At 62.1% G+C, this 21,838-nt stretch carries 19 protein-coding genes, 1 pseudogene and 1 riboswitch; of the genes and pseudogenes, 13 read left to right on the forward strand and 7 right to left on the reverse strand.

Going from position 1 to position 21,838, the window contains the following annotated elements; genetic code table 11:
• Positions 1-31 precede the first annotated feature (31 nt).
• Positions 32-180: riboswitch (SAM riboswitch) on the reverse strand.
• Positions 181-381: 201 nt separating this feature from the next.
• Positions 382-1,359 carry a bifunctional oligoribonuclease/PAP phosphatase NrnA gene (locus tag WKI89_RS02545; RefSeq protein ID WP_337867656.1) on the reverse strand — a complete coding sequence of 326 codons (978 nt, stop codon included), beginning with the start codon at positions 1,357-1,359 and terminating at the stop codon, positions 382-384.
• A gap of 136 nt (positions 1,360-1,495) precedes the next feature.
• Between WKI89_RS02545 and aroA the strand changes: the two genes are divergently transcribed.
• Together aroA and cmk are read left to right on the forward strand one after the other, a co-directional pair.
• On the forward strand, positions 1,496-2,776 hold the full coding sequence (gene aroA / locus WKI89_RS02550) for a 3-phosphoshikimate 1-carboxyvinyltransferase (RefSeq protein WP_337867657.1): 1,281 nt from the start codon (positions 1,496-1,498) through the stop codon (positions 2,774-2,776).
• 31 nt (positions 2,777-2,807) lie between these two features.
• Positions 2,808-3,431 (forward strand): (d)CMP kinase, encoded by a 624-nt coding sequence (gene cmk / locus WKI89_RS02555; protein ID WP_337867658.1) that lies wholly within the window; start codon positions 2,808-2,810, stop codon positions 3,429-3,431.
• Between the two features lie 221 nt (positions 3,432-3,652).
• On the opposite strand, the gene WKI89_RS02560 is transcribed toward cmk, so the two are convergent.
• From WKI89_RS02560 to WKI89_RS02570, 3 genes are all read right to left on the reverse strand, one after another.
• Complete coding sequence (locus WKI89_RS02560; protein ID WP_337867659.1) at positions 3,653-4,954, reverse strand: 2-oxo acid dehydrogenase subunit E2; 1,302 nt, start codon at positions 4,952-4,954, stop codon at positions 3,653-3,655.
• 58 nt (positions 4,955-5,012) lie between these two features.
• Entirely contained in the window at positions 5,013-7,736 is a 2,724-nt protein-coding gene (gene aceE / locus WKI89_RS02565; protein WP_337867660.1) for a pyruvate dehydrogenase (acetyl-transferring), homodimeric type, read from the reverse strand.
• A gap of 282 nt (positions 7,737-8,018) precedes the next feature.
• Complete coding sequence (locus WKI89_RS02570) at positions 8,019-8,693, reverse strand: hypothetical protein (protein ID WP_337867661.1); 675 nt, start codon at positions 8,691-8,693, stop codon at positions 8,019-8,021.
• A gap of 140 nt (positions 8,694-8,833) precedes the next feature.
• Here WKI89_RS02570 and WKI89_RS02575 point away from each other — a divergent pair, with 140 nt between their 5' ends.
• Entirely contained in the window at positions 8,834-9,754 is a 921-nt protein-coding gene (locus WKI89_RS02575) for a methyltransferase domain-containing protein (RefSeq protein WP_337867662.1), read from the forward strand.
• Here the strand turns inward: WKI89_RS02575 and WKI89_RS02580 are convergent.
• Positions 9,751-10,713, reverse strand: a complete 963-nt coding sequence (locus tag WKI89_RS02580; protein ID WP_337867663.1) for a Stp1/IreP family PP2C-type Ser/Thr phosphatase — start codon at positions 10,711-10,713, stop codon at positions 9,751-9,753. The genes WKI89_RS02575 and WKI89_RS02580 overlap by 4 nt on opposite strands.
• Positions 10,714-10,836: 123 nt before the next feature.
• Between WKI89_RS02580 and WKI89_RS02585 the strand changes: the two genes are divergently transcribed.
• From WKI89_RS02585 to WKI89_RS02630, 10 genes and pseudogenes are all read left to right on the forward strand, one after another.
• Positions 10,837-11,070: a hypothetical protein gene (locus WKI89_RS02585; protein WP_337867664.1), complete on the forward strand. Its 234-nt coding sequence runs from the start codon at positions 10,837-10,839 to the stop codon at positions 11,068-11,070.
• Positions 11,071-11,347: 277 nt separating this feature from the next.
• Positions 11,348-11,545 (forward strand): hypothetical protein, encoded by a 198-nt coding sequence (locus WKI89_RS02590; protein WP_337867665.1) that lies wholly within the window; start codon positions 11,348-11,350, stop codon positions 11,543-11,545.
• A gap of 86 nt (positions 11,546-11,631) precedes the next feature.
• Complete coding sequence (locus WKI89_RS02595) at positions 11,632-11,865, forward strand: SHOCT domain-containing protein (protein WP_337867666.1); 234 nt, start codon at positions 11,632-11,634, stop codon at positions 11,863-11,865.
• Positions 11,866-11,876: 11 nt separating this feature from the next.
• Positions 11,877-12,528, forward strand: a pseudogene (locus WKI89_RS02600) (peptidase M4).
• Positions 12,529-12,571: 43 nt separating this feature from the next.
• Positions 12,572-12,979, forward strand: a complete 408-nt coding sequence (locus WKI89_RS02605; protein WP_337867667.1) for a hypothetical protein — start codon at positions 12,572-12,574, stop codon at positions 12,977-12,979.
• Between the two features lie 126 nt (positions 12,980-13,105).
• Positions 13,106-15,529, forward strand: coding sequence for a heavy metal translocating P-type ATPase (locus WKI89_RS02610; protein WP_337867668.1), 2,424 nt, complete (start codon positions 13,106-13,108; stop codon positions 15,527-15,529).
• Positions 15,530-15,577: 48 nt separating this feature from the next.
• Positions 15,578-16,243, forward strand: coding sequence for a response regulator transcription factor (locus WKI89_RS02615; RefSeq protein ID WP_337867669.1), 666 nt, complete (start codon positions 15,578-15,580; stop codon positions 16,241-16,243).
• Positions 16,243-17,340, forward strand: coding sequence for a HAMP domain-containing sensor histidine kinase (locus WKI89_RS02620; protein WP_337867768.1), 1,098 nt, complete (start codon positions 16,243-16,245; stop codon positions 17,338-17,340). The genes WKI89_RS02615 and WKI89_RS02620 overlap by 1 nt, the downstream gene beginning before the upstream one ends.
• Positions 17,341-17,413: 73 nt before the next feature.
• Entirely contained in the window at positions 17,414-18,859 is a 1,446-nt protein-coding gene (locus WKI89_RS02625; RefSeq protein ID WP_337867670.1) for a multicopper oxidase family protein, read from the forward strand.
• 53 nt (positions 18,860-18,912) lie between these two features.
• A complete protein-coding gene (locus WKI89_RS02630) occupies positions 18,913-19,473 on the forward strand; it encodes a DUF305 domain-containing protein (protein WP_337867671.1) in 561 nt (186 codons plus the stop codon).
• A gap of 416 nt (positions 19,474-19,889) precedes the next feature.
• Here WKI89_RS02630 and WKI89_RS02635 read toward each other — a convergent pair whose 3' ends face one another.
• Positions 19,890-21,317 (reverse strand): RtcB family protein, encoded by a 1,428-nt coding sequence (locus WKI89_RS02635; protein WP_337867672.1) that lies wholly within the window; start codon positions 21,315-21,317, stop codon positions 19,890-19,892.
• 11 nt (positions 21,318-21,328) lie between these two features.
• Entirely contained in the window at positions 21,329-21,775 is a 447-nt protein-coding gene (locus WKI89_RS02640; protein WP_337867673.1) for an archease, read from the reverse strand.
• Positions 21,776-21,838 lie beyond the last annotated feature (63 nt).

Consider the following 21,838-nt stretch of genomic DNA (forward strand, 5'->3'; position numbering starts at 1 on the left):
AGTCCTGCTCGAAGAAGGGCTTTTTTCCCTTCTTCCATCTTTCCCCTGATGCCTTTGCTGTGCCTAGCGACACCGGGGCGGATTTGGCACCAAGCGCGGGGGTTTCTCGGTAATGGGCGATTGCCCCCGCAGGTTGCCGCAGCTTCATCGGGCCGTTCCCTCCGCTGCTCTGGATAGAAGAACTGCTTACCCTGGGCGGGTAAGGTTCTATGCAATGGTATGGGCTGGAAGGGTCATCGTCAAGATAAATACAGGATCAAAAAGACACCCGAACAGCCACATCGGTACCGTGGCTGTCCCAGCGATCGGCAGGCCCTGCGCAGAACCCTCGCTACGCACAGGGCAGGTTTTGTCTACAGGCAGCTTCCCCGACGGACCGTGCTATAGGTAGCCCGCCCGCCTGAGCTCTTCCTCCACCGCCGCCAGCACCCTGGGGTAGGCCTCCTCCAGGGTCAGGCCACGCAGGGTGGCCCCCGCCGCCGGCACGTGGCCCCCGCCGCCCAGCTTGACCGCTACCGCCTGGGCCGAGACCCCGCCGCGGCTACGGATGCTGATCTTCACGCCTTCCTCGCGTTCACGCAAAAAAACCGCGATCTGGCTGCCCTCGGCGTAGCGGATGATGCCTACAAAATCGTCGGAGTCTTCCACATTGATCCCGGTGGGCATATGGGCCGTCACCAACAACCCCTCAAAGTGGAACCCCACCGTAGAGAGCACCGCCCCCATGGCCTTGAAGTAGCCCACCGGGCGCCACTGCAAGCGGTCGGTCAGCTCGGCCAGTCGCACCCCGTACCCCACCAGCTCGGCGGCGGTGTGCAGCACCTCGGGGGTGGTGTTGGCAAAGCGAAAATTGCCGGTGTCGGTAATCAGGCCGGTGAGCACCGGGGTGGCAATCTCGGGCGTCCAGGTGACCCCCAGTGCGTCAATCAGGTCTTTGACAATCTGGGCGGTGGCAGCCTTGGAGGGGTCTACCACCGAAAGGTAGCCGAAGCGCGGGTTGGTGCCGTGGTGGTCAATGTTGATCACAAATCCCTCCACCGGCGCGCCCGCCACCCGGCTGGGCTCCGCCGAGTCCAGCACCACCAGGGTGGCCCCCTCCGGCACCTGCTGGATGGGGTCACTGTACTCCTCTTCCCGCACCAAAAAGCGCAGGAAACGCGGGGGGTCGGCAATCCAGGTCACATTTTTATCCAGGGCTTGCAGGGCTCGAAAGAGCCCCAGCGACGAGCCAATGGCGTCGCCATCTGGGTCTACGTGCGAGACCACGATGATGGGGCCCTCGAGCTCGCGCAGGGTGTCGGCCACGGTTCGAATCTTCTCCCAGTAGCGAGGCTCAGGGGCGTTGTGTGCAGCATCCATGACACCCCACTATAACGGCAAATCACCCAGCCAAGCGAGTACGCTATTCGCCAACTCCCCTCCTCGCAGCGGAAAAAATCAACACTCCAAGATCTCGGGCAGGTTGCATGTACAGGCTATAATCCCGGTTGGACTTATGGAACGGCTCATCTCCCCTACCCCCTCCCTCAAGGGCACCCTCCGGGTTCCCGGTGACAAATCGGTCACCCACCGCGGCCTCATGCTGGGCGCGCTGGCCCAGGGCGAAAGCACGCTTTACTACCCACTCAAAGCCGGCGACACCCTCTCCACCGCCCAGGTGATGCGCCAGCTAGGAGCCGAGATTACAGAGCAGGACGGGCATTTTCACATTAAAGGGGTGGGTCTGCGGCTCAAAGAACCCGGCGATGTGCTCGACTGCGGCAACGCCGGTACCCTGATGCGGCTGGTGGCGGGGCTTTTGTCGGGGCAGGAGATATTCGCGGTGCTTACCGGCGATGCCTCGCTCCGGCGGCGGCCCATGGGCCGGGTGACCACCCCCTTGCGGCAGATGGGCGCCCGCATCGAAGGCCGTGAGAACGGCCAACTGGCCCCCCTGGCCATCCGGGGCGGCGGGCTGCGGGGCATCCACTATGAGCTACCGGTGGCCAGCGCCCAGGTCAAGAGCGCCCTGCTGCTGGCGGGGCTCTTTGCCAAGGAAGATACCGAGGTGGTGGGGCCGGCCCCCACCCGCGATCATACCGAGCGGGTCTTCAGGCACTACGGCCTGCCCATCGAGGTAGAAGGCCGCCTGATTCGCACCCGCCGGGCCGAGCCCTTCGCCGCCAAAGACCTGACCGTACCCGGCGATTTCAGCAGCGCGGCCTTTTTTATCGTGGCCGCCCTGATCACCCCCGATTCCGAGGTTACCTTGGAGGGCGTGGGCCTCAACCCCACCCGCACCGGGCTGCTGGCGGTGCTCAAAGAGATGGGGGCCGACCTGAGCTGGGAAGTGACCGAAGGGCAGGACGGCGAGCCGGTGGGCTGGATCCGGGCCCGCTCCTCCCAGCTCCGGGGTGTAGCGGTAAACCCCCAGCTCATCCCGCTGATGGTGGACGAGGTGCCCATCCTGGCGGCGGCGGCGGCCTGGGCCGAGGGCGAAACCCATATTCCGGGCCTCGAGGAACTGCGGGTCAAGGAGTCCGACCGGGTGGCGGCCATCGCCAAAAACCTGCAAAACCTGGGGGTGCCGGTCGAGGTAGGCCCCGACTGGCTGCGGATTCGCGGCGGCAGCGTGGCGGGGGGCGGCCTGGTTGAGCCCTTCCACGACCACCGCATCGCCATGGCCTTTGCGGTGTGTGGCCTGCCTAAAGGGGTCACGGTGCAGGACGCCGAGTGGGCCAGCATCAGCTTCCCGAGCTTCTGGCAGGATCTGGATCGCCTGGCTGGCCAGGTATAGCCTCTACATCATCCCGTCCAGTCCATCACCCATGAACGAGATCATTACCATAGATGGCCCCTCCGCCTCGGGCAAAACCAGCGTGGCCAAACTGGTGGCCCAGCGTCTGGGCATTCCCTACCTCTCCAGCGGTCTGCTGTACCGGGCAGTGGCCCTGATATGCTTGCTCGAGAACGTTTCTGCCGAGGAGATAGAGACGCGCTTGGCGAAACACCGCCTCGAGCTCCAGCCCACCCCCACCCAGAACCTGGTTTTTCTGGACGGTCACGAGGTGAGCAAGGCCTTGCACAGCCTCGAGGTCGACCAGAGGGTCTCGGCGGTAGCGGTGCGCCCGGCCATCCGCGAGTACGTCAACCAGGTGCTGCGCCAGATTCCACCCCCTTTTGTGGTGGATGGGCGCGATATGGGCAGCACGGTGTTTCCCCAGGCCCGCTACAAGTTCTACCTCACCGCCAACCCCGAGGTACGGGCCCAGCGCCGCGTGCCCGAGCGGGGCGCCGCCTTCGACACGGTGCTGGCCGAAATCATTCGGCGCGACGAGGCCGATAAGCGCCAGAGCGCCCCAGCCAAGGATGCCATTATCTTGGACACCAGCCACCTCGACCTGGATGGGGTGGTGCAGAGGGTGCTCGAGCACATCCACCGCCCTTCCTAGTCGAACAGGTTAATGCAGGGAGGGTCGGCTGCAACCAGCCCAGCCGACCCTCCAACCCAGATAATACGCATTTCGGCAGTATCGTTCACTTTGGCAAGTCTAAACGATACTACCGAAATGCTTTTCTACTCCCTTCGGTCGGCTTGAATCCTTCACCTCTAACTGCGTCCAACGGTGAAGGATTCAGGCGGAAACGGTATAAAACCGCGAAAAGCTAAAGGTTAGCCCTCAAACCCCAGCAAAAAGGGATCTTCTAGCAGCTCGGCCACAAAGCGGCAGAAGCGGGCCGCGTCAGCCCCATCAATCAGACGGTGGTCGTAGGAGAGCGAGAAGGGCATGATGTTCCTGGGTTCAAACACGCCCTTTTCGGCGTTCCACACCGGCTCCATGCTGCTGCGCGAGACACCCATAATGGCCACCTCGGGCCAGTTGACAATGGGGGTAAAGCCAGTACCGCCAATACCGCCCAGGTTGGAGATGGTAAAGGTAGCCCCTTGCATCTCCTCCGGGGTTAGCTTGCGCTCGCGGGCCTTGGCGGCAATCTCGCCCAGCTCTTTGGCCAGGGCAATCACCCCCTTCTTGTCCACGTCGCGCACCACCGGCACCAGCAGGCCCGTGGGGGTGTCTACCGCCACGCCGATATGGATGTAGTCCTTGTAGATGATTTCGTTGCTCGCCGTATCAATCGAGGCGTTGAACTTGGGGAACTGCTTGAGGGCCGCCGCGGCAATTTTAAGCAGGATGGCGGTCATGGTGACCTTGGCCCCCCGTTGCTCGGCCCTGGGGGCCATCCGCTTGCGCAGGGCCTCCATCTCGGTGATGTCGGCCTTGTCGAACTGGGTGACCATGGGAATGGTGCTCCAGGCCTGGGCCATGCTACGCACAGTGGCCCGGCGAACCCCCGACATGGCCTCGCGGCGCACCGGCCCAAACTTGCTAAAGTCGGGCAGGGCAGGCGCGGGGGTGCTGAGGAGCTGTGGCGCTGGGGCCACCGGAGCTTCCCCACCTGCAAAACGCTTGAGGTCGTTTTCCGAGATGCGGTAGGCCGGGCCGCTGCCCACCACCTCCACCAGGTTGATGCCCATCTCCCTGGCCAGCCTGCGCACGCTGGGGGCCGCCGGAATCAGCCTGCGCTGGCCCGCCGGTGCCGCCGAAACCGGAGGCCTGGGTGTGGCTGCGGGAGCGGATGGGGTGGCCGCAGGCGCCGGGGTCGGGGCAGAGGCCGGTGCAGCCTCTTCCTCTTTGCGTTTCTGCTTCTCTTTGGGTTCCTGCTTCTCTGCGCTGGGCGCGGCATCCCCCAGCACCGCAATTACCTGTCCGCTTTTCACCTCGTCGCCTGGTTTGACCAAAACCTTGGAAACCGTACCGCCTTCAGAAGCAGGGGCCTCCATCACAGCCTTGTCGGTTTCGAGCTCCAACACCGGCTGCCCTGCCGCAATGGTATCGCCTTCCTTGATCAACACCCCCACCACCACAGCGGAGGCTACGTTATCGCCCAGATCGGGTAGTTTCAATTCAGCCATGTTTGCTCCCGTATGTCGCACCAACAACCCATAGGTAAAGGCTTTGGACAAACAACTTTTAGCGTTTGTGTGGATGCTCCCGCTTAGGGTCAATGCCGAACTTCTTGATGGCTTCGGTGAGGGTGTTGACGTTAACCTTGCCCTCGCCACGCAGCGCCGACAGAGCCGCTACCACCACGTGCTTGGCATCCACTTCGAAGAAGTCGCGCAGGGCCTCGCGGGTCTCGGAGCGCCCGAAACCGTCGGTGCCAAGGCTGTGGATGGGCCGATTGAGGTAGCCCGATACCGAATCGGGCAACACCTTCATGTAGTCCGAAGCTGCCACGATGGGGCCTTCGCTAGCGTTGAGGCACTGGGCCACATAGGGCAATTTGGCCTTTGCACCGGGGTTGAGACGGTTGGTGCGGGCGGTCTCGAGGGCCTCGTAGTAGAGGGCCTTGTAGCTGGTCACGCTCCAGATATCGGCAGCAATGCTGTAGTCTTTCTCCAACAACTCCCCTGCTTTGATGACCTCGTTCAGAATGGTGCCACTGCCCAGCAACTGCACCCGCGCCTTGGGCTTTTTGAGTTCAGACTTTTTGAACAGGTACAGGCCCTTCAGGATGCCCTGGCGGGTTTCCTCGCGTGGTTCGGGCATGGCCGGCTGGGCATAGTTCTCGTTCATCAGGGTGATGTAGTAGAAGATGTCCTCACCGTCCTGATACATGCGCTGCATGCCGTCTTGCAAGATTACCGCCAGTTCGTAGGCGAAGGCCGGGTCGTAGGCGGGCATGTTGGGCACCGGCAGGGCCTGCACGTGGCTGTGGCCGTCTTCGTGTTGCAGACCCTCGCCGTTTAGGGTGGTGCGGCCGGCGGTAGCCCCCAGCAAAAAGCCCTTGGTGCGCTGATCGCCCGCCGCCCAGACCAGGTCGCCCACCCGCTGAAGGCCAAACATCGAGTAGTAGATGTAGAAGGGGATGGTGGGGATGCCATGGTGGGCATAGGCGGTTCCGGCGGCGATGAAGCTGCACATGGCCCCAGCCTCGTTGATGCCCTCTTGCAGCAGTTGGCCGGTCTCGGACTCGCGGTAGACGGTCACGGTACCAGCGTCCACCGGGGTGTAGAGCTGGCCCTTGGGCGAGTAGATGCCCACCGAGCTGATCACGCCCTCCATGCCAAAGGTGCGGGCCTCGTCGGGCACGATGGGCACGATGTACTTGCCCACCTCGGGGTGGCGCACCAGCTTGGTCAGCATCCGCACGAAGGCCATAGTGGTGGAGATTTCGCGCCCACCAGAGCCCGCCAGGAACTCCTCGAAGAAGGCCAGGTCGGGGGTTTTGAGCCGGTACTCGCGCACCCGCCGCTCGGGGATTAGGCCGCCCAGGGCTTTGCGGCGCTCGAGCATGTACCTGACCTCCGGCGAATCCTTGCCGGGGTGGTAGAAGGGGGTCTTCTCCAGGTCTTCGTCGGGGATGGGAATCCCCAGGAAGTCCCGCGCCTCCCGCAAATCGTCCAGGGTCAGCTTCTTGACCTGGTGGGCCACGTTCTTGGCCTGGGCGGTGGGGCCGAGGCCATAGCCCTTGATGCTGCGGGCGATGATCACGGTGGGCGAGCCCCGGTGTTCCACAGCGGCCTTGTAAGCGGCGTAGATTTTGGCCTTGTCGTGCCCACCCCTCGAGCGGGTGAGTTGGTCGAGGTCTTCGTCGCTCAGGCCCTCGATCAGTTTTTTGAGGGCGGGGGTGTTGAAGAACTTCTCGCGCAGTTCCTTGCCACCATAGGCCGCATAGCGCTGGCTCTCGCCGTCCACCAATTGCTCCATGCGCTCGAGCAAGATCCCGTCGGTGTCTTTGGCAAAAAGTTCGTCCCAGGCACTACCCCAGACCACCTTGATGACGTTCCAGCCGTTACCCCGGTAGATGCTCTCGAGCTCTTGGATCACCTTGGAGTTGCCCCGCACCGGCCCATCCAGGCGCTGCAAATTGGCATTAATGACAAAGATCAGGTTGTCGAGTTCTTCGTAGGCCGCTACCCGCAGCCCGCCCAGGGTCTCGACCTCGTCTTGCTCACCGTCGCCCAAGAAAGCCCAGACCTTGGCATCGGACTTGGGTTTGAGGCCCCGATCTTCCAGGTAGCGCATAAAGCGGGCCTGGTAGATGGCTTGCAGGGGCCCCAGGCCCATGCTGACGGTGGGGAACTCCCAGTAGTCGGGCATCAGCCAGGGGTGGGGGTAGCTGGAAAGGCCGCGCCCCGGCCCGTCCAGCAGCTCACGACGGAACTTGCCCAGGTCGTCGGCGCTGAAACGGCCCTCCAAAAACGAGCGGCCATACACCCCCGGCGACATATGCCCCTGGTAGAACACCTTGTCGTGGTCGGGAGAGTCCTGGCCCCGGAAAAAGTGGTTGAAGCCCATCTCCATTAATTCGGCGATGCTGGCATAGGTGGAGATATGGCCGCCGATGCCATCGGCCTTTTTATTGGCCTGCTGCACGATGGCAATGGTGTTCCAGCGCAGGATGTTGGCGATGCGCTGCTCCAGCTCCATATCACCCGGATAGGGCGGCTGGTTCTCGAGCGAGATGCTATTGACGTAGGGGGTGTTGACCTTGTCGTGGATGACCACCCCGTGGCGGTAGGCGTAGTTCTCGAGCATCTCCATGAGCTGGGCTACCCGGTCGCGCCCGGCGGTGCGCAGGACGTACTCGAGGCTCTCGCGCCACTCCTGGTTTTCTAGATCTTCCAGCTTGATCTGCTCTTCGGCAGATAGCCCTGCACGGGCAGCGATTAGTTCGCGGTCTTCAACCATTCGGCGCTCCTTTATGGGCCACTTGGCCTGCGGTTGTGGCATGGATGGGGTGTTCTGTTTTAGATCCCTTGACGCTTGACCCTCCACCCGCAGCTTTGCTTTCGACCTTACATTACAGCAGATTTTTTGCGGGCAAAACGTAAGGAAGTTTGTTTTTTACAGTGTATAAAAAACTTTTATCAAATGGCAAATAAAACCAAGATAAACACCGTGCTTAATGAGTTTTTGGGCATTTCAAAAACCTGACGCAGACTGCCTACGTTTTGGAAAAGCGCACAATGATCACGGCCCCAGTTTGCGCTTGAGGTACAGCAGCAAATCCTCCAGCGCAGTGCGCAAGGCCCGCTGCTCGCGCAAAATGGCCTCGATACGGTCTTCGGGGGTGGCCAGGGTGAGGGTTTTGAAGATCATGTTGGTATTGCCGCAACGCGGGCAGGGAACGGTAGGGGGCGAACTGGTAGGAGCGTAGAAGATGCGGGTGTTGTCGCGGGTACAGAGCATGTATTTGGCCCCCGCGGCCTCGCCGCGCCGGATGGCCTCGGCCAGTTCCTTGGCTTCTTCGGTGGCGTAGCCCAGGAAGAAGTCGCCCCCCACTTCCTCGATGGAAGGCAACACCTCGCGGGTAGCGGTCAGGTCGGACTTGAGGCCGCGGGGGGCCGTCCAGGAGATGCCGTTCCACTTGAAGTGGCGCAGGTGGCGCTTGCGGGCCTTGTCCTCAATTTCGACGATCAGGTTGACCTCGGGGTCTTTTGGGTAGTAGTACAGCCGTACCGCCGCCACCCCGCTCAGGGCTGGCTCGGGGGGCATGGTATAGGAGAGGGGGCCATCCACTTTGAGGCGGCTGCTGTAGCCCACCAGGTTCTGCAGATCGTAGAGGGTCAGACCGGGGTGCTCGAAGTCACCCTCCAGGAATGCCCGCACCTTGGCAAAAGCTTGCTCGAGGCCCACATCCACCATAGCTGGCTAAAGTCTACCATCCGGGTCAAGGGACAAAAAAGCTGAAGAACCGGGTCAATAAAAGGGCTTTCTAATCGCTAGAGAGCGTTCCCAACGATGTTTATTTCACCGTTGAACATTCAACGTTATAATGACCCCCCGTGCTCATTCGCATCGGTACAACCGATTTCCCCCTGCCCCAGCCGCCCCAGGTGCTCGAGGTGGGCTTTGGCGACGGGCGTTTTACCGCCCAGATTGCCCGCCTGTACCCTGAGTGGCAGATTCTGGGGGTGGAAATCTCGGCAGGTTCGGTGGCCCGGGCGCTCAAGCGCTTTCGGCGCGAGGGCATCGGCAACGTACAGGTCTACCACGGCACCGCAGGATTTGCCCTGCGGAACCTGGTAGCCCCCCGCAGCCTGAGACGGGTTTATGTGAACTTCCCCGACCCCTGGCCCAAGTCCAAGCACCAGGAAAACCGCCTTTTGCAGCAGAGCTTCTTTCGCCGCCTTTCGACGCGGCTGGCTGAGGGAGGCGAGCTGCTGCTCACCACCGACCACGAGGAATACTGGAGGTTTGCCCAGGCCGAGGGCCTGGCCAGCGGGCTTTTCGAACTAAAGACCCCCCCTCCACCCGATTTTCACCTCACCACCAAGTATGCCCTCAAGTGGAAAGCGCAGGGCCGCCCGTTCTACCACGCGGTCTTTCGCAAAACCGCCGAAGACCCCACCCCCTGGCCCCCCCTACCGAGGTATCCCATGCCCCACGCTTTGCTGTCTGGTACGCTACCCGATCTCAAGCACTTCGAGAAAACCGTGGTTCGCTTCGAGGGCGGCACGGCGGTGCTGCTCGAGGCCACCCGCGCCCTTGGCCCCGAGGGCGGTTACTACTTTCACACCCACCTCGAGGAAGAAGACCTCATCCAAGACGTGTTACTGGAAGCCCGTCCCAGCGCCCACGGCCTGTACGTAGGCATCGGCCGCTTTGGGGCTCCCCTCAGCACAGCCGGGGTGCGGGCGGCTGTGGAATGGCTGGTGGGCTGGCTCGAGGGCCAGGGCCTCCGGGTCATCCAGCGTTCGTACTAGGGGATTCCCCCGCTGCCAAGCTGGTTGAACAACACAAAGCCCAGCAGACCAAACCACAGCAAGAGCAGTATCACACTGCCCCAGCGCTGCCAGAAGGTGGGTTTCTTCTGAGGTTCGGCAATTTGGGTGGTGAGCACCTCGGGGTCGGTGCCGCTTTGCAGGTGCACCGGCTGGCCGTCGTTGGCATCCAGCGGGAGGGCGTAGGGTTTGGGGCTTTCTTGAACCTGGCTGCCAATCGTGACCACCACTGCGCTGATGTTGTCGGGGCCACCCCAGTCGTTGGCCAGCTTCACCAGTTTGGCTACGGCCGGTTCGGGCGGGTTGGTGAGGATCATCTCGGAGAGCACCTTGTCCTCCAGCACCCCGCTCAGGCCGTCGGAGCACAGCAAAAACACATCGCCGGGTTTGACCTTGAGACCTACCAGATCCACCCGCGCATTGGGGAAGGAGCCCAGGGCATTGGTGATCACGTTGCGCCAGCGGTGGTTGCGGGCTTCCTCCTCGGTTAGAAGGCCCTGGCGCACCCGGTCGGCCACCCAGGAGTGGTCCTGGGTCAGTTGTATGAGCCCACCATCGCGCAAAAGATAGGCCCTCGAGTCGCCCACATGGGCAATCAGGGCATAGGGCATGTCCAGCCAAAGGGCCGTACAGGTAGTGCCCATCCCGCGCGACTCTGGCTTTTGTCCGGCCAGGTATATGGCCTCGTTGGCGGCCTCATAGGCTTCCAATAGCCCCTGGGGCGAGGGTTCGCTGCGCTTGAGCACCTCCACAATCTGGCTGACCGCCATCTGCGAGGCCACTTCGCCGGTTCGATGGCCTCCCATCCCGTCGGCCACAATGAAAATACCGCCATAGTGGGTAACGAGTTGGTTAACCGCATCCTCGTTGAGGGCACGCTTGCGACCTGGGTCGGTCAAGGCCGCAGCAAACACCATCGGGAGGCTGTCGGAACCTGGCATACAAGGGGCATTATAGGCCACCACAAGGGAAGGTAAGGCCAAAAATCACACAGCAATTCGTTAAACATCCCAATTGCAGCGGTCTCATCATTTGCCTCATGGCTTTTGCCCTATCCTTAATACGTGAGACAGTTCAACTTCAATCTTCCGCGCGGCCCCCTGGGGGTGCTTCTGCTGGTTCTGGCCGGAACGGTGGGCCTGCTTCTGGTGTTCTGGCTCCTCACCACCTTGTGGGTGCTGGCAGTGGGCGCGGGCGTGGTGGGGGCGCTGGCCTATGGCTGGCGGCGTCTGGAGGCCCGGTTCCGCCCCAACCGCTGGCGCAGGCTGCCGCAGAAGGTCCGGCGCTGGGAGGACTAGAGCGGTTCTCGGAAAGAACCCAACCGTCCTCGAAAGTCAAAACTGTACAGGACTCGTTTTTTATCGCCAGAAAACTCGAAACCTAAGCACCCGTGGGCCGCCCCGATGTGTCACATAGGTCTGGCTAGAAAGCTTGGCTGCCGCAGCAACGCACCGGGCGCAATTCCCTTCGGGCGTTGCAAGCAGGATATTGCAAAAACACTATGGAGACCCTTAGCGCTCGAGGGCTACCCCGCGCAACATCCAGCTCAACCTGTTCTGGGCCTTCGCCTACAACGTGCTCCTGATCCCGGTGGCCGCCGGGGCCCTGTACCCCTTGACGGGCTGGCTGCTCTCGCCTTTGCTGGCCGGGGCGGCCATGGGCCTCTCCTCGCTGTTTGTGCTGTCCAACGCGCTACGCCTGCACGCTTTCAGGCCGCCCTTTGGGCCGGGTGAACAAGCGACGATAGGAAAGTTGGCGCGGGGAATGGAATAAAGGCCTTGCTGAAGCGCCTAACGTCTACTCGAGTGCTTTATACCAGCTTAACAACACCCCCCTATGGTGAGAAAGGAGGTTGGAAGATGATGCACTGGTGGCCTTATGGCTATGGCATGATGGGCGGCTGGGGTTGGCTGGGTATGCTGATTCAACTAGCTATCCTGGTGCTACTGGTCTACCTCCTGGCGCGGGCTTTCTCCCGCCTAGCCTCGAGCGAGGGAAGAGACCGCGCCCTGGAGATCCTGCGGGAACGCTACGCTAGAGGGGAGATCGATAAGGAGACCTTCGAGCGCATGAAGCACGAGCTGAACGGGTGAGGCGGTTTGACATGCGACATGAGATGCTCTGGGTGGCAATCATAGGCCTGGTTTTGGTAGGGGTAGCCCTTGCCCAGGGCCTGTGGGGCATTCCGGGCTATGGAGGCCCGATGCACGGCTACGGATACGGCTCTGGCATGATGGATGGGATGATGGGTGGAGGAATGGGGATGATGAGCGTTTACCCCGCCCAAGCCCAGCCCATTCCCCCAGCCGAAGCCAGGGTTCGCCTTGAGTCCTTCGCTAAACGCTTCGGTTCTGAGGCCAGGCTTAAGGACTTCATGAGCTTCAGCGAAAACTACTATGCCCAGGTAGTTGATGCCAAGGGGAACGGGCTGGTGGAGATTCTGGCCGACCGCTACACCGGCAACGTCTACCTCGAGCCCGGCCCCCAACATGATGTGGAACACCCGCCGGGGCATGGGCATGATGCAAGGCCAGCCTTCTGTAGCTGTGCGCTACGACAAGGCTGCCGCACAGAGGCTGGCCGAACAGTTTCTCAAGGGCTACCTGCCAGGAGCCAGGGTCATGGAGGGCCAGGCTTTCAGCGGCTACTACACCTTTGACTTTGGCCGCAAGGAGATCGAGGGTATGCTCTCGGTGAGCGCCTATACCGGCGAGGTCTGGATCCACACTTGGCACGGGGTCTTCTTGGGCGAGTAGTGGATAGGTGTGGCTGGCTAGGACTTTGATTCGAGGAGAAACCGTGGAAATCACTGAAACTTCACTGGGCCAGTATGTTGCCAGCCTCAAAGCCAGCAAGAACCTTGTGCGCGACCGTGAGGCCTTTCTCGAGCGCTGCGCGCGCAAGTACCAAACCCCCAGCCTTGCGGGCTTCCCGATGGTAGGGCTGGGCGGCAGTTGCGGCAAGCCTGCTTTTCTTCTGCCCTTTGTCGTCCGCTTCGACTTGCCCAAGGTGCTGGCGCTCGAGGCTGTGGCTGAGCGCTTCGACATGTACGTCGAGTACGGGGCCTATCCCCACCTCAAGCTGCCCGACGATACCGAAATCGCCGCCGTGCAGGACTGGACCAACGCCACGCTGGTCTTCCTGCGGCCTTCTTACGAGCGCAAAGAAGAGTTGATCGCGGCAATTGCCGAGGCACTGCAGCTTTGAATCCCGCGCACATAGGCGCGAGCGGGGTGTTGGTGACTTGTAAGCCGCAGAGCTAAGCTAAGCCAATACCCCACCCCAGGTGGGATGGAGTAAAGAGAAACTCCCAACTCCCAACGAGATTCAGTCATGTCGAAAAGAGACCACAGCCCCCACCTGCCCGAAGCGATTCTCGAGCTCAGCCTCAAAAACTGCCACGACGCTTCCGAGCAAGCCGACTTAGAACGCCACCTGGCCCGGCTGCCCGGTGTTAGCAGCGTCCATCTCGACCGTACCCGCGCCCTAGCGCACATCAGTTTCGATCCTGGACAAATCAGCGCCCAGGACTTGCGCGAGCGGCTCGAACGGGGCGGCTATAGCTGCGCCTGCCAGGAATGTGCGGCCTCGGTCTGCCAGCCCGGCCATCCCAGGGTCGGCTCGGATGAGCAGCGACCCGCACACCCCCATCCCCACCACCCAGCCCATGGGGTTGTAGCAGAACCCCACGCACACCGTACTGCTCCAGCCAAAGCCCACGACCAGGTGGCCATGCCAGCGCACGACGCACATGCCGGGCATGGGGCGGCGATGGTAGCTGACATGCTGCGGCGCTTTGTGGTCTCACTTTTGTTGACCCTGCCCATCGTGATCTTTTCACCCATCGGCGGATCACTGGGTTTCCCCGAGATGCCACCCTTTGGCATTTCCATGGGGCTGTGGGGTTTCCTGCTGAGCACCCCCGTGGTGTGGTGGGGTGGCTGGCCCTTCATACGTGCGGCCTGGCGAGCCCTGCGGCGCGGCGAGGCCAATATGATGACCCTCATCGCCACGGGCATTCTGGTTTCCTGGACTTTCTCGGTGGCAGCCACCTTCCTCTTTGAAAGCGAGGTGTTCTACGAGGCCGCCGCGATGCTCACCACCTTCAGCCTGGCTGGGCACTGGATGGAGATGCGTTCGCGCTTCGCCACCGGACGAGCGGTGGAGGCCCTGCTGAGACTGGCTCCGGCCACAGCCCGGGTTCTGCGGGGGGGGCAGGAGGTGGAAATCCCGCTCGAGCAGGTGGTGGTGGGGGATGAGGTTATGGTCAGACCTGGCGACCGGATCCCGGTGGACGGGGTGGTGCGCTCAGGTCAGAGCTACGTTGACGAGTCCATGATCAGCGGTGAACCCATTCCCGTGGCCAAGGTTCCCGGCTCCAAAGTGATCGGGGGGAGCGTCAACCAGACCGGGGCCTTCACCTTCGAGGCCACGGCGGTAGGGGCCGACACCGCCCTTGCTCGCATCGTGCAGATGGTGCAGAACGCCCAGGCTTCCAAGGCTCCGGCCCAGCGCCTGGCTGACCTTGCCGGGAAGTATTTGGTGTTCATCGCTTTAGGGTCGGGTCTGCTGACCTTCGTGTTCTGGTACTTCTTTGCCGCGCAGGGGCTGATCTTCGCCCTCACTGTGGGTGTCTCGGTCATTGTAATCGCCTGCCCCGACGCGCTGGCCCTGGCGACCCCCACCGCGATCACGGTGGGGGTGGGGGTGGCGGCCCGGGGGGGCGTGCTGTTCAAGAACGCGACGGCGCTCGAGGCCACCGCGGCCCTCGACACGGTGGTCTTTGACAAGACCGGCACCCTTACCGAGGGCAGACCGGCCCTCACTGACCTGATCGCTGCTGGGGGCATGGTGGAGCAGGAACTGCTGCGCCTGGCGGCCTCAGCCGACCTGCCCTCGCAGCACCCCCTGGCCGAGGCCATCGTGCGGGCGGCCCGTGATCAGGGCCTGACCCTGAACCAGCCGGAGGAATTCGACTCGGTGCCAGGTCACGGGGTGGCGGCGAAGGTGAATGGGCAAAGGGCGCTCATTGGCAACAAGAAGTTAATGGAGCGGGAAAAGGTGGCAGTGGAGGCGCTCGAGGAACACGCAGCCCGGCTTTCGGCTGATGGCAAGACGGCTATGTTTGTAGCGGTGGACGGCCGGGCTGCTGGGGTGGTAGCGGTGGCCGACACCGTGCGCGAATCGGCCAAGCGAGCGGTCAGGCTGCTCCATGCGCTGGGCATCGAGACGGTGATGCTCACCGGAGACAACCGCCGCACCGCCGAGGCTGTGGCTCGACAGATTGGCATAGATACGGTGATCGCCGAAGTGCTACCGGAGGACAAGGCCGCCAAGATTAGGGAATTACAGGCCCAGGGGCGTAAGGTGGCGATGGTGGGCGATGGGGTCAACGACGCCCCTGCACTGGCCCAGGCCGACGCAGGCATCGCCATCGGGGCAGGAACGGATGTGGCGGTGGAGTCTGCCGAGGTGGTGCTGGTAAAAAACGACCCCGCTGACGTGGCCAAGGCCATCCAACTGGCCCGCAAGGTGCGTGGCAAGATCAAGCAAAACCTCTTCTGGGCAGCGATCTACAACCTTCTGGCCATCCCCATCGCGGCAGGGGTGCTCTACAACAGCTACGATATCCTGTTGCGGCCCGAGTGGGCGGCGCTCTTGATGAGCGCTTCCACCGTAATCGTGACGCTGAACGCCCTGCTGCTGGGGGTGGGCTCCCGGCCTTGGAAGCTCACCAAGGAAACCGGCGCATCATGACGCAGTTTCTTTACAGAAGCTTAACCAAGTCTGGCCCAGAATAGAGGTATGGCCCGGGTTTTGCTCGTAGACGATGACCCCGCCATTCGTGAGGTGCTGGGGGTGTATTTGCGGCAAGAGGGCTGTGAGGTGTTGGAGGCCACCAATGGACTCGAGGCCCTGCAACTCCTTCCCCAAGCTGATGTGGTGATTTTGGACTTGATGCTGCCCCAGCTTACAGGCTGGCAAGTAGCCCAGGAGTTGCGCCGGGACTACCCCGAGCTGCCCTTGCTGATGCTGACGGCTCGAGGTGAAGAAACCGAACGCATCCAGGGCCTCGAGCTCGGTGCGGATGACTACGTCACCAAACCTTTTAGCCCACGTGAGGTGGTGGCTCGAGTGCGGGCCCTATTACGCCGTAGCGGCCTCAAACAGGAGCTGGTATTTGGCGATCTCACCTTGCTGCCCCGCCAGCGTGAAGCCCTTTTGAAAGGGCAAGCCCTCAACCTGTCCAAGCTGGAGTTTGACCTGCTGCTGACGCTGGCCCAGCATCCGGGGCTGGTGTGGAGCCGCGAACGCCTGCTCGAGCGGGTATGGGGGAGCGATTTTCCCGGGGTAGATCGGGTGGTGGATGTGCATGTGGCAGGCTTGCGTAAAAAGCTAGGGGAAGATGCAGAGAACCCCCTGTATATCGAGACGGTGCGCGGCGTGGGCTACCGCTTTCGGGGAGAATGATGTTTGTACGCCTGTTCATTACCCACTGGCTGGTGGCCCTGGTGGCCTTGCTGGCCCTGCTGGCCTTTGCCGAGTGGCTTGCACCCCAGTTTTACCGCAACCATATCGAGCAGATGATGGTTCTGATGGGCAGCCAGAGCTTGGAGCTGCGCAGCGACCTCGAGCGAGGGTTGCGCTCTACGCTGACCACGGCCTGGTTGGCCTCGCTTCCTCTGGCTGGGTTGCTGGCAGGCCTTATGGCTGGACTGGCCTCGAGGCGCATCAGCCAAAGCGTGCGCCAGCTTGCACAGGGGAGCCGGGCGATCGCCTTGGGCCAGTATCAAAACCGCCTAAAAGTTCGGGGCAACGACGAGCTGGCCTCGCTGGCCCAGGACTTCAACCGAATGACCGAGGCCCTGGAAAAAGTCGAGCAGCACCGCACGGAATTGCTGGGTAGCGTGGCCCATGAGCTGCGTACCCCCCTGAGCGCACTGCAGGGCTACAGCGAGGCCCTAGCAGACGGGGTTTTGCCGCCCGAACAAGCAGCTATTTATATCGAACGCGAGGTACGTTCCCTGAGCCGTCTGATCGACGACCTGGCCCTGGTGTCCCGCATCGAGGCCCAGGCGGTGGAGCTGCACCCTCAGGCCATCCCTGTAGAAGCTGCCTTCCAGGAGGCATACGAGCGTTTTGCGACGGCCTTTGAGGCCCGTGGTGTGGCCCTAAAGCTAAAGCCCCTTCCTTCTTCTACTGCGTTGTGGGCCGACCCATTGCGCTTACAACAGGTGCTTTCCAACCTGCTTTCCAACGCCTTGCGCTACACCCCTTCCGGTGGGGAAGTCGTGCTCAGCGCCAGCCTTCAGATGCACCAGGTGCGTATTGGTGTGTGCGATACCGGCGTGGGGATCCCGCTTGAGCACCAGGCCCGTATTTTCGAACGTTTCTATCGGGTAGACCCTGCCCGTAGCCGCCACACAGGGGGCAGTGGGGTAGGTCTCACTATTGCCAAGGGGCTGGTTGAAGCCATGGGCGGGCAGATGGGCCTCGAGAGTGAGGTGGGCAAGGGGAGTTGCTTCTGGTTTACCCTGCCCAAGGCCAAAGGCTTTACAAAGCCTTAACGCTCCCTCCCCACAATGGGGTTGGAAGCGATAGATAACCCCACATGCTTCTACAAGCCCGGGGAGTTCCAAAATGAAGATAACCCGACGCAACACCATCAGACTGCTGGGCGCTGGCCTGGGCAGTGCCCTGGTAGGAGCCCACTGGCCCGGCCTGGCCCAGGGAACCCCGGCCTTCCCCGAGCCCCGGTTGCTTTCAGTGAGGCGACCTGAAGTAGGCTTGGTTGAAGCCAGCCTTGCTGCCAGGGAGAGCAATCTAACCATAGGCGGCAAGCCCGTAACCCTACTGACCTACGGGGGCTTACCGGGGTCAACCCTGCGACTCCGGGAAGGGGAGACGGTGCGGCTTCACTTCACCAACCACCTGGCCCAGGTAACCAACCTCCACCTGCACGGACTGCACGTATCGCCCGAGGTAGACGATCCCCTAGCCCAGATTCAGCCTGGTCAGAGCCGTATGTACGAGTTCACGGTTCCCAAAGGTTCGGCGGGCACGTACTGGTACCATCCCCATATCCACGGGAGGGTGGCCGAGCAGTTGTATGCGGGGTTGCTTGGTCTCATTGTGGTGGAGGGCCCCGTGGACGCCATGCCCGAACTAAAAGGGGCCGAAGAGCACGTACTGGTTCTAAAGGACTTCGCTTTTTCCGGCAGCCGCATTGCCCCCTTCACCCCGATGGACTGGATGAACGGCAAGGAGGGTGACCTACTGACCGTCAACGCTGCAATTCGCCCGATCTTGCGGGCCCAGCGGGGAACTTTGCGATTGCGCATTTTGAATGCCAGCAACGCCCGCTACTATCGGCTGGCCCTAGAAAACCACCCCCTTTACCTGATTGCCACCGATGGCGGTTTTATCGAGAAGCCGGTGGAGCTTCCCGAACTCTTGCTGGCCCCGGGTGAGCGGGCCGAGGTGCTAGTACGCTTAACCCGTGCAGGCAGCTTCCGCCTACAGGCCCTGCCCTACGACCGGGGTGCGATGATGATGCACGGTGGTGGGATGGGGATGATGAATCATCAGGGTATGATGATGGGGATGGGGCCAAGCCGCCTCGAGACCCTCCTGACCATTGTTGCTCCACCCAACCCCAAGCCACTGCCTCTACCTACTTCCTTGGCCACGGTTGAGCGACTCGACCTTACCAAGGTGGTGGCCACCCGCCGCTTTGAGCTGGGCGAGCGTATGATGCAGGCTGAATTTTTTATCAACGGCCAGATGTTCGATCCAAGCCGGGTTGATGTACGAGCCCGGCGGGGCACCCTCGAGGTTTGGGAGCTGGTTAATAAAACCGACATGGATCACCCTTTCCACCTACACACCTACCCATTCCAGGTGCTCTCGATCAACGGTAGGCCCCAGCCTTACCGGGCCTGGAAGGACACCGTCAACCTAAAGAAAAATGACGTGGTGCGCATTGCCATCCCCTTTCGCGACTTTGTTGGCACCACGGTGTACCACTGTCATATCGTCGAGCACGAAGATCGTGGCATGATGGGGGTTTTGCAGGTAGAAGGATGAGAAAAGTTCGGCAAGCCGCAATAAAGGGAGGATATATGTTGCATAGGATGTGGATGGTTATTGTTCTTTTGGGGTTGGGCTTTGCCCAGATGGATCACACCGGCCATGGGGGGATGGGGATGCAGTCCATGGCCGAGCTACAAAAGCTCCAGGGGCGCGACTTCGACATCGCCTATATGTCCATGATGATTGACCACCACAAAGGGGCGGTGGAGATGGCCCAGGCCATCCTGAAGGTTTCCAAAGACGCCCGCATCCGCAAGGCAGCCCAGGAAATTATCGCGGTACAGAACAAGGAAATCACCCAGCTTACCGGCTGGCTTAGAAGCTGGTACAGCGTAGCCCCCAGCCAGCGCTACATGACCATGATGCGCGCGGACATGCAGGCCATGATGGACACCGCCATGATGGGCATGATGCCGGGGCACAGCAGCTCACCCGACCGGGCCTTCTTAGAGGGCATGATTCCCCACCACCAGGATGCCGTGGATATGTCCAGGCTGTGCTTGCAAAAGGCGGCCAGGGCCGAACTCAAACGCTTCTGCCAGGGCGTGATTGACGTACAGAGCCGCGAGATTGAGCAGTACCGGCAGTGGTTGAAAAACCTGCCGTAACCCGAGAGCTTTTCTTCAATATACCGGGCCTATAAAGCTAGGCTCGGTATTTCACTTTGGGTTGAACCAGAGGCTTTTATAAGAAATCTTCAATACTAGTGGAGCCATGCAACTGGCCCAACATCAGCGCCGCCCCCGGTTAGAACTCCGACTAAAACACCATTTAACCCAGCCAGCGCTTACCCAGGGCTACACCCTATTCCACAGGTGGCCGGGGAATATTAAGAGAATAACTCAAAAGGACTTCTTATTATACGCATTTTCGCAGTATCGTTCACTTTTGAGAGTCTAAACGACACTGCCGGAATATACTCCTACTCCCTTCGGTCGGCTTGAATCCTTCACCTTTGATTACACCCAAAGGTGAAGGATTCAAGCGGAACCGGTATTAAAAGCCTGCTCTGTCCAAAAGATTTTTACCCTTTGATGCAGATGAGCGGCTCGAGCCTCGCTACCTTGCGCGAGAGGCCGGCGGCGTGGGCGGCGTCTACCACCGCCGAGACGTCTTTGTACGCGCCGGGGGCTTCCTCCGCCACCCCGCGGGGCGAGGGGCTGCGCACGATGATGCCCCGCTGGGCCAGCTCGCGGATGACCTCCTTCCCGTGCCACTGCTTGAGGGCCTGGTGGCGGCTCAGGGCCCGCCCGGCCCCGTGGCAGGACGAACTGAGCGACCGGGCCTCGCCCTCCTGGGTGCCCACCAGGATGTATGAAGCGGTGCCCATGGTGCCGCCAATCAGCACCGGCTGCCCGACGGCCCGGTAGGCCTCGGGGAGGGCCGGGTGGCCGGGGCCAAGGGCCCGCGTGGCCCCTTTACGGTGCACGTACAACCGCTCCAGCTTGCCGTGGATGAGGTGCGTCTCGAGCTTGGCGGTGTTGTGGGAGACGTCGTAAATCAGGCGCAGGTCGGCCTGGGGTAGCAGGTAGGCGAAGGCCTCGCGGGCCAGGTGGGTCAGAATCTGCCGGTTGGCCAGGGCGCAGTTGATGGCGGCCCGCATGGCCCCCAGGTAGGCCTGGCCCTCCTCGGACTGGATGGGGGCGCAGGCCAGCTCGAGGTCGCGCAGCTCGAGGCCGTACTTATGGGCGGCCTCGATCATCCGCTTGCTGTAATCGGTGGCCACCTGGTGGCCCAGCCCCCTCGAGCCGCTGTGGATGCTCACCAGCACATCGCCCACCGCCACCCCAAAGACCCGGGCTACCGCGGGGTCGTACACCTCGGTTACCTGCTGCACCTCGAGGTAGTGGTTGCCGGAGCCCAGGGTGCCCATCTCGTCGGCCTGCCGCCGCTTGGCCTGCTCGGAGACCCGTTCGGGCTGGGCCCCCTCCATGCGGCCATGCTCCTCGATGTATTCCAGATCCTCGGGCTTTCCGTAGCCCCTTGCTACGGCCCAGGCGGCCCCACCTTGCAGCATCTCGTCCAGCTCGGCGGGCTCGAGGTGAATTTTGCCCACGCTGCCGACCCCCGCCGGCACGTGGCGAAAGAGCCCCTGGGCCAGGTTGTCCTTGATGGGCTCGATGTCGGCAACGGTCAGGCCGGTGTGCAGCGTCCGCACCCCGCAGGAGATGTCGAAGCCCACCCCACCCGCCGAGACCACGCCGTCCTCTTCGCGGAAGGCTGCCACTCCCCCAATGGGAAAGCCATAGCCCCAGTGGGCATCGGGCATGGCATAGGCGGCCTGCACGATGCCGGGCAGGCTGGCCACGTTGGCGATCTGCTCCAGCACCTTGTCGTCCATCTCGCGCAGCAGGGCTTCACTGGCATACAGGATGCTGGGAACCCGCATGGGCGGGGTGGCCTCGAGCCACCACTCAAACTCGGATTTTTGAACCAGGCGGGATATATCCATAGGGGCCTCCTTCAAACGTCCACCACACACTGCACCACCCATTCGCCCGCGGGGTTTTGCCGGACCTCGAGCTCGCAGTAGGTAGCCCCCTTGACCTCCACCGCGGGCTGGTGCCGCGCGGGGTCCACCGGCTCCCCCCAGGCCAGGGCGTGCAGACTCAGGGCGCCTCCCAGGTCGGGTGGGCTTAGGTGCACCTCGAACTGGCTGAAAAGCATCCGCCGGGTCGCCATCTCGTAGACCAGCCGGTTGAGAAAGTCCACTAGCAAGAGCGAGGCCCGCGGGGCTTCGCACTCGATCTCGATGGGCTGGATGGCCCGCACCTGGGCGGGGTTGGTCACAACGGCGGTGAGGGCCAGGCCCGCCTGCTCAAAGGCTTCATCCAGGGTCGGGCCGATGCCCCGCACCCCAATATCGGCCTGATGATAAAAGTGCTCCCAGCGCCCCTGTGCTTTGGTCATACCACCCCCTTAGCCAAGGGGTATCGTAAGCCAGTTACCGAATCATTACGGAAGGTTCAGGAA

Source organism: Meiothermus sp. (genome assembly GCF_037443965.1).
Classification (GTDB): domain Bacteria; phylum Deinococcota; class Deinococci; order Deinococcales; family Thermaceae; genus Meiothermus.

What these genes read in the sequence shown, in the direction of transcription:
- WKI89_RS02615 (WP_337867669.1), top strand. Translation starts at nt 15,578, where the DNA reads ATGGCCCGGGTTTTGCTCGTAGACGATGACCCCGCCATTCGTGAGGTG.
- WKI89_RS02545 (WP_337867656.1), bottom strand. Translation starts at nt 1,359, where the DNA reads ATGGATGCTGCACACAACGCCCCTGAGCCTCGCTACTGGGAGAAGATT.
- WKI89_RS02595 (WP_337867666.1), top strand. Translation starts at nt 11,632, where the DNA reads ATGATGCACTGGTGGCCTTATGGCTATGGCATGATGGGCGGCTGGGGT.
- WKI89_RS02625 (WP_337867670.1), top strand. Translation starts at nt 17,414, where the DNA reads ATGAAGATAACCCGACGCAACACCATCAGACTGCTGGGCGCTGGCCTG.
- WKI89_RS02610 (WP_337867668.1), top strand. Translation starts at nt 13,106, where the DNA reads ATGTCGAAAAGAGACCACAGCCCCCACCTGCCCGAAGCGATTCTCGAG.
- WKI89_RS02580 (WP_337867663.1), bottom strand. Translation starts at nt 10,713, where the DNA reads ATGCCAGGTTCCGACAGCCTCCCGATGGTGTTTGCTGCGGCCTTGACC.
- WKI89_RS02560 (WP_337867659.1), bottom strand. Translation starts at nt 4,954, where the DNA reads ATGGCTGAATTGAAACTACCCGATCTGGGCGATAACGTAGCCTCCGCT.
- WKI89_RS02630 (WP_337867671.1), top strand. Translation starts at nt 18,913, where the DNA reads ATGGTTATTGTTCTTTTGGGGTTGGGCTTTGCCCAGATGGATCACACC.
- WKI89_RS02640 (WP_337867673.1), bottom strand. Translation starts at nt 21,775, where the DNA reads ATGACCAAAGCACAGGGGCGCTGGGAGCACTTTTATCATCAGGCCGAT.
- WKI89_RS02635 (WP_337867672.1), bottom strand. Translation starts at nt 21,317, where the DNA reads ATGGATATATCCCGCCTGGTTCAAAAATCCGAGTTTGAGTGGTGGCTC.
- aroA (WP_337867657.1), top strand. Translation starts at nt 1,496, where the DNA reads ATGGAACGGCTCATCTCCCCTACCCCCTCCCTCAAGGGCACCCTCCGG.
- cmk (WP_337867658.1), top strand. Translation starts at nt 2,808, where the DNA reads ATGAACGAGATCATTACCATAGATGGCCCCTCCGCCTCGGGCAAAACC.
- WKI89_RS02620 (WP_337867768.1), top strand. Translation starts at nt 16,243, where the DNA reads ATGTTTGTACGCCTGTTCATTACCCACTGGCTGGTGGCCCTGGTGGCC.
- WKI89_RS02570 (WP_337867661.1), bottom strand. Translation starts at nt 8,693, where the DNA reads ATGGTGGATGTGGGCCTCGAGCAAGCTTTTGCCAAGGTGCGGGCATTC.
- aceE (WP_337867660.1), bottom strand. Translation starts at nt 7,736, where the DNA reads ATGGTTGAAGACCGCGAACTAATCGCTGCCCGTGCAGGGCTATCTGCC.